Here is a 16,093-nt window from a genome sequence, read left to right as displayed (position 1 = left end):
GCATTGTCGATACCGTCGAAAGCAACTGCGTCACCGCCCCAAACTTCCGCACAGACGCGGGTCAGCGCTGCGGTCAGGGTGGTTTTACCGTGGTCTACGTGACCGATGGTGCCCACGTTCACGTGGGGCTTGGAACGTTCAAACTTTTCTTTTGCCATCTTAGATGTCCTCGAGCTAAGTGTTTGCCAAAGAAACCCCGACTTATGCGCCGGGACTCATTTGAGCAGAAGTGAATCAGGCCTTGTTCTTTGCGATGATTTCATCGGCCACGTTTTTCGGCGCTTCCGCGTACTTCAGAAACTCCATGGTATAGGTAGCACGGCCCTGGGTGGCCGAGCGCAGGTCGGTTGCGTAACCAAACATTTCCGCCAGCGGCACTTCGGCATTCACCACCTTGCCAGCCGGGTTATCGTCCATACCTTGAATGAGGCCACGGCGACGGTTGAGGTCACCGACCACGTCCCCCATGTTTTCTTCCGGAGTGACCACTTCCACTTTCATCACAGGCTCAAGCAGCACCGCACCGCCCACGGAGGACAGCTTCTTGGTCGCCATGGAGCCGGCAATTTTAAACGCCATTTCGCTGGAGTCCACATCGTGGTAGGAACCGTCATACAGGGTCGCCTTCAGGCCCAGCAGTGGGTAGCCTGCCAGAACACCGTTTTGCATCTGCTCTTCGATCCCTTTCTGTACCGCCGGGATGTATTCCTTGGGTACCACTCCGCCCGCGATTTCATTGACGAATTCCAGACCTTCCTGGGACGCATCCTCGGCGGGCTCGAACTTCACCCATATGTGACCGAACTGACCGCGACCACCGGACTGGCGAACAAACTTGCCTTCAATCTCAGAGGTATTGCGAATCGCTTCGCGGTAGGCCACTTGTGGCTTGCCGATATTGGCCTCCACGCTGAATTCCCGTCTCATACGGTCCACGATGATATCCAGGTGCAGCTCGCCCATGCCGCCAATGATGGTCTGGCCGGTTTCCTCATCGGTTCTCACGCGGAAAGACGGGTCCTCCTGGGCCAGCTTGCCCAGCGCAACCCCCATCTTTTCCTGGTCCGCTTTGGACTTGGGCTCAACCGCAACGTGAATGACCGGTTCGGGAAATTCCATACGCTCAAGGACAATTTTATTCTTCTCGGCACACAGGGTGTCACCGGTGGTCACATCTTTCAGGCCAATTGCCGCGGCGATGTCGCCAGCCAGTACTTCCTTGATTTCCTTGCGGTCATTGGAGTGCATCTGCACCATTCGGCCGACGCGCTCCTTCTTCATTTTGACGGAATTGTATACCGCGGTACCGCTCTCCAGGCGACCGGAATAGACGCGGAAAAAGGTCAGCGTGCCCACAAAGGGATCTGTGGCAATTTTGAACGCCAGCGCGGCAAAGGGTGCGTCGTCATCGGCTTCGCGGGTTTCCATGGTTTCACCATCATCCAGCGTCCCCTCAATCGCTTTCACCTCGGTCGGCGCCGGCAGGTACTCGATCACCGCGTCCAGGACTGCCTGCACGCCTTTGTTCTTGAAGGCAGAGCCGCCCAGAACCGGTACGATTTCATTGGCCAGGGTGCGCTGACGGATGGCTGCCTTGATTTCCTCTTCGCTCAGCGACTCCCCTTCCAGGTATTTCTCCATCAGCTCTTCACTGGCTTCCGCTGCCGCTTCCACCAGGAACTCGCGCATTTCTTCACACTCGTCCACCATCTCTGTGGGGATGTTTTCGTAGGTGAAGGTTGTGCCCTGGTCAGTTTCATTCCAGATAATGGCCTTCATCTTGACCAGATCGACCACGCCTTTGAAGTCCTCTTCAGCGCCGATGGTCATCTGCAGCGGAACCGCATTGGCATTCAGCCGGTCTTTCAGCTGCTTTACGACGTTGCGGAAGTTGGCTCCGGCGCGGTCCATTTTGTTGACAAAGACCATGCGCGGCACTTCGTACTTGTTCGCCTGGCGCCAAACAGTTTCTGTCTGAGGCTGAACGCCAGAGGAGCCACACAGCACAACAATAGCGCCGTCGAGTACGCGCAGGGAGCGCTCTACTTCGATGGTGAAGTCAACGTGTCCCGGCGTGTCGATGATATTGACACGGTGCTGGTCGAACTGCTGCTGCATGCCAGCCCAAAAGCAGGTGGTCGCAGCGGAGGTGATGGTAATACCGCGCTCCTGCTCCTGCTCCATCCAGTCCATAGTGGCGGCACCTTCGTGCACCTCACCAATTTTGTGGGACAGGCCAGTATAGAAAAGTACGCGTTCTGTCGTAGTGGTTTTGCCGGCGTCTACGTGGGCGCAGATACCGATATTGCGATAGCGTGCGATAGGCGTTTTACGTGCCACAGTTGTATCCTCGATATAACGGCAAAAGGCAGCCAGGAAACTTCCCTGCTGCCTTTCGGTATTAATTTCCGATGTCGATCATCATCAGACTTAGAAACGGTAGTGAGAGAACGCCTTGTTGGCTTCTGCCATGCGGTGTACATCTTCACGCTTCTTGACCGCACCGCCCTTGTTCTGGGCTGCGTCGATCATTTCGTTGGCCAGGCGCTGGGCCATGGACTTCTCGCCGCGCTTGCGCGAGAACTCCACCAGCCAGCGCATTGCCAGCGCCATACGGCGCGAGGGGCGCACTTCTACAGGCACCTGATAGGTCGCGCCACCCACACGGCGGGATTTCACTTCCACCATCGGCGAGATGTTTTCCAGAGACTCTTCGAATATTTCGATCGGGTCTTTGTTGAGTTTTTCAGAAATCGTATCCAGAGCACCGTATACGATACGCTCTGCGACTGACTTCTTGCCACTGATCATGACATGGTTCATGAACTTGGCCAGGGTGACGTTTCCGAACTTGGGGTCGGGCAGCACTTCGCGCTTGGCGACTACTCGTCTTCTCGGCATGGGAATTGCCTCTCTTCAGGGTTATTCTGAGACGCCGCCGTAAAACCTTACAATTCGGCGAGCTCAGCCTTACTCCGGTTGTAAACCGAAACGCAAATCGTTAAAGGGGATTAACCTTTTGGACGCTTGGCACCGTACTTGGAACGGCCCTGCTTGCGATCATTGACGCCAGCACAGTCCAGTGCCCCGCGTACTGTATGGTAGCGCACGCCCGGCAGGTCTTTGACACGACCACCGCGAATCAGTACCACACTGTGCTCCTGCAGGTTGTGGCCTTCACCGCCGATGTACGAAGTGACTTCGTAACCATTGGTGAGACGCACACGACAAACCTTGCGCAGTGCGGAGTTCGGCTTCTTCGGTGTTGTGGTGTATACGCGGGTGCAAACTCCCCGGCGCTGCGGGCTGGCCTGCAGCGCGGGTACGTCGCTTTTTTCAACTTTGCGTTTTCTCGGCTTACGAACCAACTGGTTGATCGTTGCCATTAAAAATCACTCCAAAAATAAAATGCCCCCACCTCTTACGGTGAGGGCCTGTCGTCTGTGTGTAATGCCGACCCATAAGCCGGACGATACACCCCACATCAGCGGGGGCCGCATTTTATAGGCGACATCCCCCTGAGTCAATCGGCAACGGGCAGCTGTGCTGACCGCTCAGGCTGTCGGGGCAAAATCATGCCTACCCGCCAGAGGATTTCAGGGCCTCGGTCAGGGCTGCTTCCACCTCTGCTGCGGAGGGGCCTTCGCCGAAGCTCTCTTCCAACTGCAGGCTGCGTCTGCGTTTGCGCTCGCTGTGGTAAGCCAGACCGGTCCCCGCCGGAATCAGGCGACCCACAACTACATTTTCCTTCAGGCCGCGCAGGCTGTCCCCTTTGCCGGTCACTGCCGCTTCGGTCAGGACGCGGGTGGTCTCCTGGAAGGAGGCCGCGGACAGGAAGGACTCTGTGGCCAGGGAGGCCTTGGTAATCCCCAGCAGCAGGCGCTCAAACTGCGCAGGCTGCTTGTTCTCGGCACGCAGCTGCTCGTTCTCTTCGATCACGCGCTGGTACTCTACCTGGTCGCCCTTGATAAAGTCGGAATCACCCATCTCGGTGATTTCCACCTTGCGCAGCATTTGACGCACAATCGTTTCGATGTGCTTATCGTTGATGCCTACGCCCTGGAGGCGGTACACCTCCTGGATCTCGTTGGTAATGTAACGCGCCAGCTCTTCAACGCCCTTCAGGCGCAGGATATCGTGCGAGTTGGACGGACCATCGGAGATCACCTCGCCCTTCTCTACCGTCTCACCCTCGAATACCGTCAGCTGGCGATGCTTCGGTATCAAAACCTCGTAGTGGTCCTTGCCATTGGCCAGTGGTTTGCCATCGCGGGGAGTGATTTGCAGGCGCACCTTGCCCTTGGTTTCTTTACCGAAGGAAACGGTACCGGAGATCTCCGCCAAAATGGAGGGCTCTTTCGGCTTGCGTGCCTCGAACAGGTCGGCAACCCGCGGCAAACCGCCGGTAATGTCCTTGGTACCACCGGATTCCTGCGGAATACGGGCGATCACATCTCCCACATTGGCCTTGTTGCCATCGGCGAGACTGAGAATCGCGCGCGCCGGCAGCGCATAGTGCGCAGGCGCATTGCTGTTAGCCAGGGTCAGCTCTTCGCCGTTCTCGTTCACCAGGGTCACCGCAGGGCGCAGGTCTTTACCCGCGGCCGGGCGCTCGGCCGGATCAATCACTTCGATAGAGGACAGACCGGTGATTTCATCGGTCTGCTTGCGGATTGAGAGCCCGTCCTCCATACCGGAGAGCTTCACCCAACCGGCCACCTCGGTGATGATCGGGTGAGTGTGCGGGTCCCACTTGGCCACGATCTGACCCCCGCTTACCTCGGTACCTTCATCCACACTGATCACCGCACCGTAGGGCAGCTTGTAGCGCTCGCGCTCGCGGCCGGCACGGTCAGCAATCGCCAACTCACCGGAGCGGGATACCGCTACCAGGGTACCGGCTTCGGTTTTCACTGTCTTCACATTGTGCAGACGCACGGTACCGCCCTGTTTCACCTGGATGCTGTCCGCTGCGGAGGCGCGGCTCGCAGCACCACCGATATGGAAGGTGCGCATGGTCAACTGGGTGCCCGGCTCACCGATGGACTGTGCGGCGACAACACCCACAGACTCACCCGAGTTGGCGCGGTGACCACGAGCCAGGTCGCGGCCGTAGCACTGGGCACAGATACCGTGGGCAGTTTCACAGGTGATTGGCGAGCGCACCAGAACCTCATCGATGCCCATAGCCTCGATGCGTTCCACCCACTTTTCATCGATCATGGTGCCGGCGGAAACGGCGATCTCGTCGCTACCGGGCTTCAGCACATCCCGTGCCACAACACGGCCGAGGATGCGGTCACCGAGAGACTCGATGACATCGCCGCCCTCAATTACCGGCGCCATGGTCAGGCCGTCATCGGTACCACAGTCGGGTTCGGTGATTACCACGTCCTGAGCAACATCCACCAGGCGGCGGGTCAGATAACCGGAGTTGGCGGTTTTCAGTGCGGTATCCGCCAGCCCCTTACGGGCACCGTGAGTGGAGATAAAGTATTGCTGTACGGTCAGACCTTCACGGAAGTTTGCGGTAATGGCGTTTTCGATAATGGAGCCATCCGGGCGGGCCATCAGGCCACGCATGCCGGCGAGCTGGCGAATTTGTGCCTCGGAGCCCCGCGCGCCGGAGTCCGCATACATATAGACAGAGTTGAAGGAATCCTGCTCGGTCTTCTTGCCCTCGCGGTCGACCACCGGCTCCTTTTTGATGCCGGCCATCATGGCCTTGGTCACCTTGTCGTTGGTGCGGGACCAGACGTCGATAACCTTGTTGTATTTCTCGCCCTGGGTTACCAGGCCGGAGGCAAACTGGCTTTCGATCTCCTTCACTTCCTCTTCAGCCACCGTGATCAAATCAGCCTTGGCAGCGGGGATCTCGAAGTCGTTCACACCAATGGAGGAGCCGGACTTGGTAGAGAAATCGAAACCGGTGTACATCAACTGGTCGGCGAAAATAACCGTCGCTTTCAAACCCACCTTGCGGTAGCACTCGTTCAGAACCCGGGAAATGGATTTCTTCTTCATGGGCTGGTTGACCAGCGCAAACGGTAGTCCTTCCGGCACGATATTCCATAGCAGCGCACGGCCTACCGTGGTGTCCTGTACAGAGATGGTTTCGTGTTTCTCGCCGTCTTCCCCCAGGATCCTCTCGCAGATACGCACCTTGACCTTCGCCTGCAGACCAACCTGCTTGGCGTAGAAAGCGCGGCTGACTTCCTTGACGTCAGAGAAGAACATCCCCTCGCCCTTGTCGTTGACGCGTTCCCGGGTCATCCAGTACAGCCCCAGAACCACATCCTGGGACGGTACAATGATTGGCTCGCCGTTGGCAGGCGACAGAATATTGTTGGTGGACATCATCAGCGCGCGGGATTCCATCTGCGCTTCGATGGTCAGCGGCACATGCACCGCCATCTGGTCACCGTCGAAGTCGGCGTTGTAGGCGGCGCACACCAGCGGATGCAGTTGGATCGCCTTGCCTTCAATCAGTACCGGCTCGAACGCCTGAATACCCAGGCGGTGCAGGGTCGGTGCACGGTTCAGCAGTACCGGGTGCTCGCGGATCACCTCATCGAGGATATCCCAAACGACAGCCTCTTCACGCTCCACCATTTTCTTGGCGGCTTTGATCGTGGTAGCCAGTCCACGGGACTCGAGCTTGCCGAAAATAAACGGCTTGAACAGTTCCAGGGCCATTTTCTTAGGCAGACCACACTGGTGCAGGCGCAGGGTCGGCCCCACCACGATTACGGAGCGGCCGGAGTAATCCACGCGCTTACCCAGAAGGTTCTGGCGGAAGCGGCCCTGCTTGCCTTTGATCATGTCCGCCAGAGATTTCAGCGGGCGCTTGTTGGAGCCGGTAATGGCGCGGCCGCGGCGGCCATTATCCAGCAGCGCGTCCACGGATTCCTGCAACATACGCTTTTCGTTGCGCACAATGATATCCGGCGCATTCAGCTCCAGCAGGCGCTTGAGGCGGTTGTTGCGGTTGATCACGCGGCGGTACAGGTCGTTCAGATCCGAGGTCGCAAAGCGACCGCCATCCAGCGGTACCAGCGGGCGCAGATCCGGCGGCAGTACCGGCAGGGCCTGCATAATCATCCACTCGGGATTGTTGCCGGACTTGTAGAAGGCCTCCAATAACTTCAGGCGCTTGGACAGCTTCTTGATCTTGGTCTCGGAGTTGGTGGCCGGAATCTCCTCGCGCAGGCGTTGGATTTCTGCCGGCAACTCGATATCGTGCATCAGTTCCTGAATCGCCTCGGCGCCCATCTTCGCTTCGAACTCGTCAGCGAACTCCTCCATCGCCTCGAAGTACTGCTCATCGTTGAGCAGTTGGCCGCGCTCCAGAGTGGTCATGCCCGGCTCGGTCACCACGTAGGATTCGAAGTAGAGCACACGCTCGATATCCCGCAGGGTCATATCCAGCAACAGGCCGATACGGGACGGTAGGGATTTCAGGAACCAGATATGCGCGACCGGGCTGGCCAGCTCGATGTGGCCCATACGCTCCCGGCGCACCTTGGCCTTGGTCACCTCAACGCCACATTTCTCACAAATAATGCCGCGGTGCTTCATGCGCTTGTATTTGCCGCACAGGCACTCGTAATCCTTTACCGGACCAAAAATCTTGGCACAGAATAAGCCTTCGCGCTCTGGTTTGAAGGTGCGGTAGTTGATGGTCTCCGGCTTTTTCACTTCGCCGTAGGACCAGGAGCGGATCATGTCCGGCGAGGCCAGACCGATGCGGATCGCATCAAACTCTTCCAACTGCTCCTGGGACTTCACCAGATTTAATAAATCTTTCAAGGCCTTTCCTCCACTGGGGGATATTCAACCGGCTATATGCTGTGCCGGGTGGGCCGGCGCCCCCGAAACTAGGGGGGTACCGGCGCTTGTCTCAATTCACCTGCTTGTTCTGCGCAAATCCGTCCTACTCGTGCTCGAGCTCGAAGTTCATGCCGAGAGAGCGGATTTCCTTGACCAGAACATTAAAGGACTCCGGCATACCGGGCTCCATACGGTGGTCCGAGTCCACGATGTTCTTGTACATCTTGGTACGTCCTTCCACGTCGTCGGACTTGACCGTAAGCATTTCCTGCAGGGTGTAGGCGGCGCCATAAGCTTCCAAAGCCCAGACCTCCATCTCCCCGAAACGCTGGCCGCCAAACTGCGCCTTACCCCCCAGGGGCTGCTGGGTAACCAGGCTGTAGGAGCCGGTGGAACGCGCATGCATCTTGTCATCTACCAGGTGGTTCAGCTTCAGCATGTACATGTAGCCCACGGTTACCGGACGCTCGAAGGCATCGCCGGTGCGGCCGTCATGCAGGGTGATCTGACCGGAATCCGGGATATCGGCGAGACGCAACAGCTGTTTGATCTCGCTTTCATCGGCTCCGTCAAAGACCGGCGTGGCCATGGGCACACCGCGGCGGAGGTTCTGCGCCATCGCCATGACCTCCTCATCGGACAGAGCCTCCAGCTCTTCGCGACGACCACCGGTGGAGTTGTAAACCGCATCCAGGAAACCACGTACCTTGGCGACTTCCTGCTGCTCCTTGATCATGCGGTCGATTTTCACACCGAGCCCCTTGGCGGCCATGCCCAGGTGCATTTCCAGAACCTGGCCGACGTTCATCCGCGAGGGAACGCCCAGCGGGTTCAGGACGATATCCACCGGCTCGCCGTTTTCATCGTAAGGCATATCCTCGACGGGCTTGATCACGGAGATCACACCCTTGTTCCCGTGGCGACCGGCCATCTTGTCGCCCGGCTGGATACGGCGTTTGATCGCCAGATACACCTTGACGATTTTCAGCACACCCGGCGCCAGATCATCGCCGGACTCCAGTTTTTTCTTCTTGTCTTCGAAGGCTTCATCAAGCAGTTTACGGCGCTCTTTTAACTGGGCTTCCGCTTTTTCCAACTGCTCATTCAGGCTCTCGTCTTCCATGCGCAGCTTGAACCAGTCTTCACGGGGCAGCGCGCCCAGTACTTCGGTTGTCAGCTCCTCGCCCTTGCTGATACCTTTGCCACCCGCGGCTTTCTGACCCTGCAGTGCAGTCTGTAGGCGTTCGAAGGTTGCACCTTCCACGATGCGGTATTCTTCGTTCAGATCCTTGCGCACCTCGTCCAGCTGCGCCTTTTCGATATCAATGGAGCGCTGGTCTTTCTGCAGGCCATCGCGGGTAAATACCTGTACGTCGATCACGGTACCGCGGGTGCCACTGGGCGCGCGCAGGGAAGTGTCCTTCACGTCGGAGGCCTTCTCGCCAAAAATTGCGCGCAGCAGCTTTTCTTCCGGGGTCAGCTGGGCCTCCCCTTTCGGAGTCACTTTGCCCACCAGGATGTCACCGGCGCCCACTTCCGCACCGATATAAACGATGCCGGATTCGTCCAGTTTGTTCAGCGCAGATTCGCCCACATTGGGGATATCCGCGGTGATTTCCTCACTGCCCAGCTTGGTGTCGCGGGCAATACAGGTCAGCTCCTGGATATGGATGGTGGTGAAGCGGTCTTCCTGTACAACCCGCTCGCTGATAAGGATGGAGTCCTCAAAGTTGTAGCCATTCCAGGGCATAAATGCGATGCGCATATTCTGGCCCAGTGCCAGCTCGCCCAGGTCGATTGAGGGGCCGTCGGCGAGGATATCGCCACGGGCCACGCGATCACCGGTATTCACAATCGGGCGCTGATTGATACAGGTATTCTGGTTGGAGCGGATGTACTTGGTCAGGTTGTAAATATCCACACCCGCATCACCGGTTTCCACCTCGGCATCCGCCACGCGCACCACCACACGGCTGGAGTCCACACGCTCGATCACACCGCCGCGGTTGGCCACCACACACACGCCGGAGTCACGCGCTACGGTGCGCTCCATACCAGTACCAACCAGCGGTTTTTCAGCGCGCAGGGTCGGAACCGCTTGGCGCTGCATGTTCGAGCCCATCAATGCACGGTTGGCGTCATCGTGCTCCAGAAACGGGATCATGGCCGCAGCCACGGACACCACCTGCTTGGCGGAGACATCCATATACTGGATTTCACCCGGTGCCTTTAGGGCGAATTCGTTTTGGTGCCGCACGCTTACCAGGTCATCGGTAAAGCGACCATCCCCATCAACCGCTGCGGACGCCTGGGCAATCACATAATTGGCCTCATTGATGGCGGACAGATATTCGATTTCATCAGTTACGCAGCCGTCGATCACTCTCCGGTAGGCGCTCTCGAGAAAGCCAAAGTGGTTGGCACGGGCGTAAGTGGCAAGCGAGTTGATCAGCCCGATGTTCGGCCCTTCCGGGGTTTCAATCGGACATACGCGGCCGTAGTGGGTCGAATGGACGTCACGCACCTCAAAACCGGCGCGCTCGCGGGTCAGGCCGCCCGGACCCAGCGCGGAAACGCGGCGCTTGTGGGTCACTTCCGACAGCGGGTTGTTCTGGTCCATAAACTGGGACAACTGCGAGGAGCCGAAGAATTCCTTGACTGCCGCCGCCACCGGTTTGGCGTTGATCAGGTCCTGTGGCATCAGGCCCTCGGACTCGGCCATGGACAGGCGTTCCTTGACCGCGCGCTCCACGCGCACCAGTCCCACGCGGAACTGGTTTTCGGCCATCTCGCCCACGGAACGTACCCGGCGGTTACCCAGGTGGTCGATATCATCCACCATCCCCTGGCCGTTGCGGATATCGATCAGGGTTTTGAGTACTTCGACAATGTCCTCTTTACTCAGGGTACCGGAACCGGTCTCGTCTTCGCGGCCGAGACGGCGGTTGAACTTCATGCGGCCAACGGCAGACAGGTCGTAGCGCTCGTCTGTAAAGAACAGGTTCTCAAATAAGGATTCCGCCGACTCCTTGGTGGGCGGTTCGCCCGGGCGCATCATACGATAGATTTCTACCAGCGCTTCCAACTGGGTGCGGGAGGGATCTGCGCGCAGGGTATCCGAGATAAACGAGCCGCGATCAAGATCATTGGTGTACAGGGTTTCGCAGTGTTTGACGTTGAGCTCCTGCAGCTTGGCGATGACCTCATCGTTAATCTCCGTGTTGCACTCGACCGCGATCTCGCCAGTAGACTCGTCGATCACATCGTGCGCCAGGATACGCCCAAACAAATATTCCAGTGGCGCTTCCAGACTCTTGACCCCGGATTTTTCCAACTGGCGGATATGGCGCGGCGTAATGCGACGCCCCTCTTCCACTACCACCTTGCCATTGCTGTCCTTAATGTCGAAGGAAGCGACGTCACCGCGCAGACGGGAGGGAATCAGCTCCAGACTGACGCGGTCCTCCAGTAGGTCGAACCTGCTGGTTTCGAAGAACATCTCCAACATTTCCTGAGAACTGTAACCCAGGGCGCGCAAGAGGATGGTCGCCGGCAATTTACGCCGGCGGTCGATACGCACAAATACCAGATCTTTTGGATCGAACTCGAAATCGAGCCAGGAACCGCGGTAAGGGATAACGCGCGCGGCGTACAGCAGCTTGCCGGAGGAATGGGTCTTGCCTTTGTCGTGATCGAAGAATACACCCGGGGAGCGGTGCAATTGGGATACGATGACCCGCTCGGTACCGTTGATGACAAAGGTACCGTTGTCTGTCATGAGCGGGATTTCGCCCATGTACACTTCCTGTTCTTTGATGTCCTTGATGGACTTATTCGCAGATTCTCTATCGTAAATAATCAGGCGCACACGCACGCGCAGCGGACAGGCGTAAGTTGCCCCGCGCAGGGTACATTCCTTGACGTCGAAAGCGGGCTTACCGAGGGTATAACTCACATACTCCAAGGCGGCGTTGCCGGAATAGCTGACAATTGGAAATACGGATTTAAACGCCGCCTGCAGACCAATGTCCCGACGCACATCGGGGCGCTTGTCGGCCTGTGTAAAATTGCGATATGAATCCAGCTGTATCGCAAGCAGGAAGGGCACATCCATGACCTTGGGCAGTTTGCCAAAATCCTTGCGGATACGTTTTTTCTCAGTATATGAGTAAGCCATTCAAATTCCCCAGCTTGATCGGTGGCAAGACTTCGTGGAACTCCACTCGGGAGCTTTTACGGGCGAGAAGCCTCTGAACAACACAGCTTCACTGTTCTGGTCAGAATCCTCTCTCCATGTGTTCCAGGCAGCGCAGCCGCTGCACTGCGGTTCATTGCAATTTACCGCACCTTTATCCTCGCCGTTACCGGCAAAACCCCAGCATCGCAAACGGCAAAAAGGCCGGCAGACAAAAGTCCACCAGCCTTACCGCCACCGCCGTATCAAACAACTGGTAGCGGGAATCACAACTACTGAATTACTTCAGTTCTACCGTTGCGCCAGCTTCTTCCAGCTCTTTCTTAGCGGCTTCCGCTTCGTCCTTGCTTACGCCTTCCTTCAGCGGGCTTGGAGCGCCGTCAACCAGCGCCTTGGCCTCCTTCAGGCCCAGACCGGTGATGCCGCGAACAGTCTTGATCACGTTTACCTTCTTGTCGCCTACAGCAGTCAGGATTACGTCGAAAGCGTCCTTCTCCTCAGCCGCTTCAGCCGCAGCCGGGCCGGCTACAACTGCTGCAGCAGCAGTTACACCGAACTTCTCTTCCATCGCTTCGATCAGTTCGACGACATCCTTAACGGACATTTCGGCAACAGCGTTGATGATATCTTCTTTAGTCAGAGACATGAGTCATTACCTGAATTGGTTTGAGCAGTAGCTGCTCGTATTTCATTTTGAAACTGCGATTCGCCTGCGCGAACACCTTACGCAGCTTCCTGCTCTTTTTGGTCGCGAACGGCCGCAATCGTGCGAACCAGCTTGCCAGCAGATGCTTCTTTCAACACGCTCATCAGTCTGGCGATCGCCTCGTCGTATGTTGGCAGACTCGCCAACAGGGCAACGTCGGTGATCGCACCCTCGAAGGCAGCTCCTTTCAGGTCCAGCTTGTCATTGCCCTTGGCGAACTGACTCAGGATGCGCGCACCGGCACCCGGATGTTCGTTGGAAAATGCAATAATGCTGGGACCTACGAATTTGTCGGTCAGACATTCGTAATCGGTACCTGCCAGAGCGCGGCGCGCCAGAGTGTTGCGAACGACTTTCAACCAAACGCCGTTCTCGCGAGCCTCTTTGCGCAGGGCGGTCATGTCATTGACGGTAACGCCGCGGGAATCCGCAACAACCGCAGACAGAGCGCCGGAAGCAGCTTGCTGGACTTCTGCGACAATCGCTTTCTTGTCTTCGAGTCCAATAGCCATAGTGTCACTCCTGGATTTGAAAAAAACCGGACGCAATCGCCCGGCCCGTTCCGGTGCATAAAGCGCAAATCCAGTAAAAATACTGGCTTGGGCGACACCGTCTGCGTAGGTTCGAACCTCTTTTTGGCCTACCTGGCCAAAATCCGGATTAAGCCTGATGCGTTAAACCTCAACGCACCGGGCACCTACGGTCTTTGACAGCCCACCCTTTTGCCAAGCATAGGGGTGGACCCCAAAGTTCACTGTACTGCCCAGCGGCATTTGCCTCTGCACAGTTTCAATTAGATGTTCAGGGAAGACTGGTCGATAACCAGACCCGGACCCATAGTGCTGCTCAGGGTGATCTTCTTCAAAAATACGCCCTTGGCAGAAGCTGGTTTGGCCTTCTTCAGATCCGCAACCAGAGCCTCCAGGTTTTCTTTCAGTGCATTCGTGTCGAAGGTTACCTTGCCGATGCCGCCGTGGATAATACCGCCCTTATCGGCGCGAAAACGCACCTGACCCGCCTTGGCATTTTTAACCGCAGTAGCAACGTCCGGGGTTACGGTACCGGTCTTCGGGTTCGGCATCAGGCCGCGCGGGCCGAGGATCTGGCCCAACTGGCCAACAACACGCATCGCATCCGGGGAAGCGATGACGACGTCAAAGTCCATCTTGCCCGCTTTTACGTCAGCCGCCAGCTCGTCCATACCGATCAGGTCAGCGCCCGCTTCTTTGGCCGCATCGGCGTTGGCGCCCTGGGTGAAGACAGCAACGCGCACCGCTTTACCCGTACCGTGCGGGAGCGTGGTTGCACCGCGAACAGACTGGTCGGATTTGCGCGGGTCGATGCCCAGGTTTACCGAAGCATCTACCGTCTCTGCAAACTTGACGTTGGACAGCGTTTTCAGCAGGGCAACTGCTTCTTCGATACCGTAAGCCTTGCCAGCTTCCACTTTTTCAGCGATAGCGCGCTGGCGCTTGCTCAATTTAGCCACTTAGAGACCCTCCACTTCGATACCGGCACTGCGTGCGGAACCGGCAATAGTGCGCACGGCCGCGTCCATATCGGATGCGGTCAGATCGGGCATCTTGGCGGTGGCAATCTCTTCCAGCTGAGCGCGGGTCACCTTGCCCACCTTTTCCGTATTGGGACGGCCAGAACCGCTTTTGATCTTGGCAGCCTTGCGCAGCAATACTGCGGCAGGCGGGGTCTTCATGATGAAGGTGAAGGAGCGATCACCATATACAGAGATCACAACCGGCACCGGCAAACCCGGCTCCATACCCTGGGTCTGGGCATTGAATGCCTTGCAGAACTCCATGATGTTTACACCGTGCTGACCCAGTGCAGGGCCGACGGGCGGGCTGGGGTTCGCTTGACCCGCAGCAACTTGCAGCTTGATATAAGCTTCAACTTTCTTAGCCATTACAGCTCTCCTATAGATGGGTGATAACGCTTTCCCAAGCAGCCGTTACAGCTACAGGGATCAGCTCCCCGAATGCCGGAAAAACAAAATGCTGTTTTCCGGAGACGCGAAAATCCCCTTTCACCTCGCGGCGAAAGAGGACAAAAAACCCTACTGGAATCAGGACTTCTCTACTTGGCTAAACTCCAGTTCAACCGGGGTGGATCGCCCGAAGATCAACACCGCCACACGCAGGCGGCTCTTCTCATAGTTAACTTCTTCGACCACGCCGTTGAAATCATTAAATGGGCCATCGATAACCCGAACCATCTCGCCGGGCTCGAACAGGGTTTTGGGCTTGGGCTTGTCTACAGAGTCATCTATGCGATTCAGGATAGCCTGCGCCTCGCGATCAGTGATAGGCGCCGGTCTGTCCGCCTTGCCACCGATAAAACCGAGCACACGAGGGGTTTCTTTCACCAGATGCCAGGTGTCGTCATTCAGCTCCATTTCCACCAGGACGTAACCCGGGAAAAATTTGCGCTCACTTTTGCGTTTCTGTCCCGCCCGCATCTCTACCACTTCTTCGGTAGGGACCAGCACCTCACCAAACAGGTGATCCATTTCGTGCAGCTCGATGCGTTCTTTCAGGGAGCTGGCGACACGTTTCTCATATCCCGAGTAAGCCTGGACGACATACCAATGCTTTGACATGTATCAACCTTTAGCCGATAAGTTTGGAAACTGCCCAACCCAAAGCGGAGTCCAGTCCCCAGAGAATTAGCGCCATAATCAATACAAAAACCACCACGACCACCGTGGTCTGGGTTGCCTCCTGGCGGGTCGGCCAAACCACCCGCCGGACCTCTGTTTGCGCTTCGCGCAACAATTGCCAGAGGGCATTGCCCTTGGTGGTGTTTACTGCCACAACCACGGCAACCAGACAGATAGCCGTCATCGCCAGCACACGGTAAATCAAGGGGAATTCGGCGTAATAAGAATTGCCCGCAACAGCACTGCCAATCAGCAGCACTACCAGAAACCACTTCAGGCCGTCGAGACGAAAGGTTTTCGCTTCAGCTTTAGCATTCATAAAAGAGGCCCTTGGCGCATTATCAATAAGCGCTTAGCGCTCAAAACACAAAACCCCCACTGACAGGCAGGACTTTGTGACACCCCCAGGCTTATCCCAAGCGGAGTGATTTAAATGGCAGGCCAGGAGGGACTCGAACCCCCAACCCCCGGTTTTGGAGACCGGTGTTCTACCAATTGAACTACTGGCCTGTACAACATGAGTGCTCGGAGATAGAAAGGGCATCGAAACCCCTCCCTTCCATCTAACTCACCATCAGAGAACCTGGCGATATGCCATCAAAGATTACTCAATGATCTTAGCAACCACGCCGGCACCGACGGTGCGCCCGCCTTCGCGAATCGCAAAGCGCAGACCATCCTCCATGGC

General features: G+C 57.2%; 13 protein-coding genes and 1 tRNA gene. All 14 read right to left on the bottom strand.

Annotated features, from left to right (window positions below):
• Nucleotides 1-158 (bottom strand): GTP-binding protein (locus Q1A48_RS18665; RefSeq protein ID WP_299947941.1); only part of this gene is annotated, 158 nt, incomplete at its 3' end.
• A 76-nt stretch (nt 159-234) separates the two neighbouring features.
• Nucleotides 235-2,340: an elongation factor G gene (fusA, locus tag Q1A48_RS18660; protein ID WP_299947939.1), complete on the bottom strand. Its 2,106-nt coding sequence runs from the start codon at nt 2,338-2,340 to the stop codon at nt 235-237.
• Between the two features lie 90 nt (nt 2,341-2,430).
• Nucleotides 2,431-2,901 (bottom strand): 30S ribosomal protein S7, encoded by a 471-nt coding sequence (gene rpsG / locus Q1A48_RS18655; protein WP_299947937.1) that lies wholly within the window; start codon nt 2,899-2,901, stop codon nt 2,431-2,433.
• A 110-nt stretch (nt 2,902-3,011) separates the two neighbouring features.
• Nucleotides 3,012-3,386 (bottom strand): 30S ribosomal protein S12, encoded by a 375-nt coding sequence (rpsL, locus tag Q1A48_RS18650; protein WP_067150990.1) that lies wholly within the window; start codon nt 3,384-3,386, stop codon nt 3,012-3,014.
• Nucleotides 3,387-3,579: 193 nt separating this feature from the next.
• Nucleotides 3,580-7,809 carry a DNA-directed RNA polymerase subunit beta' gene (gene rpoC, locus Q1A48_RS18645; RefSeq protein ID WP_299947932.1) on the bottom strand — a complete coding sequence of 1,410 codons (4,230 nt, stop codon included), beginning with the start codon at nt 7,807-7,809 and terminating at the stop codon, nt 3,580-3,582.
• Nucleotides 7,810-7,933: 124 nt separating this feature from the next.
• Nucleotides 7,934-12,007 carry a DNA-directed RNA polymerase subunit beta gene (gene rpoB / locus Q1A48_RS18640; protein WP_299947930.1) on the bottom strand — a complete coding sequence of 1,358 codons (4,074 nt, stop codon included), beginning with the start codon at nt 12,005-12,007 and terminating at the stop codon, nt 7,934-7,936.
• A 298-nt stretch (nt 12,008-12,305) separates the two neighbouring features.
• Nucleotides 12,306-12,671: a 50S ribosomal protein L7/L12 gene (gene rplL, locus Q1A48_RS18635; protein WP_299947928.1), complete on the bottom strand. Its 366-nt coding sequence runs from the start codon at nt 12,669-12,671 to the stop codon at nt 12,306-12,308.
• 77 nt (nt 12,672-12,748) lie between these two features.
• The gene (rplJ, locus tag Q1A48_RS18630) at nt 12,749-13,243 is read right to left on the bottom strand and encodes a 50S ribosomal protein L10 (protein ID WP_299947926.1); all 495 of its coding nucleotides are present in this window, start codon (nt 13,241-13,243) and stop codon (nt 12,749-12,751) included.
• Between the two features lie 281 nt (nt 13,244-13,524).
• Nucleotides 13,525-14,220, bottom strand: coding sequence for a 50S ribosomal protein L1 (gene rplA / locus Q1A48_RS18625; RefSeq protein WP_299947924.1), 696 nt, complete (start codon nt 14,218-14,220; stop codon nt 13,525-13,527).
• On the bottom strand, nt 14,221-14,652 hold the full coding sequence (gene rplK, locus Q1A48_RS18620; protein ID WP_299947922.1) for a 50S ribosomal protein L11: 432 nt from the start codon (nt 14,650-14,652) through the stop codon (nt 14,221-14,223).
• Between the two features lie 159 nt (nt 14,653-14,811).
• Nucleotides 14,812-15,345 (bottom strand): transcription termination/antitermination protein NusG, encoded by a 534-nt coding sequence (gene nusG / locus Q1A48_RS18615; protein WP_299947920.1) that lies wholly within the window; start codon nt 15,343-15,345, stop codon nt 14,812-14,814.
• Between the two features lie 10 nt (nt 15,346-15,355).
• The gene (secE, locus tag Q1A48_RS18610) at nt 15,356-15,724 is read right to left on the bottom strand and encodes a preprotein translocase subunit SecE (protein WP_299947918.1); all 369 of its coding nucleotides are present in this window, start codon (nt 15,722-15,724) and stop codon (nt 15,356-15,358) included.
• Nucleotides 15,725-15,839: 115 nt separating this feature from the next.
• Nucleotides 15,840-15,915, bottom strand: a tRNA-Trp gene (locus tag Q1A48_RS18605).
• Nucleotides 15,916-16,009: 94 nt separating this feature from the next.
• The coding region (locus tag Q1A48_RS18600; RefSeq protein ID WP_206604777.1) for a hypothetical protein at nt 16,010-16,093 on the bottom strand (84 nt) is incomplete at its 5' end.

This window comes from uncultured Microbulbifer sp. (assembly GCF_947489355.1).
GTDB lineage: Bacteria > Pseudomonadota > Gammaproteobacteria > Pseudomonadales > Cellvibrionaceae > Microbulbifer.
This window is presented reverse-complemented; position numbering and strand designations above follow the sequence as displayed.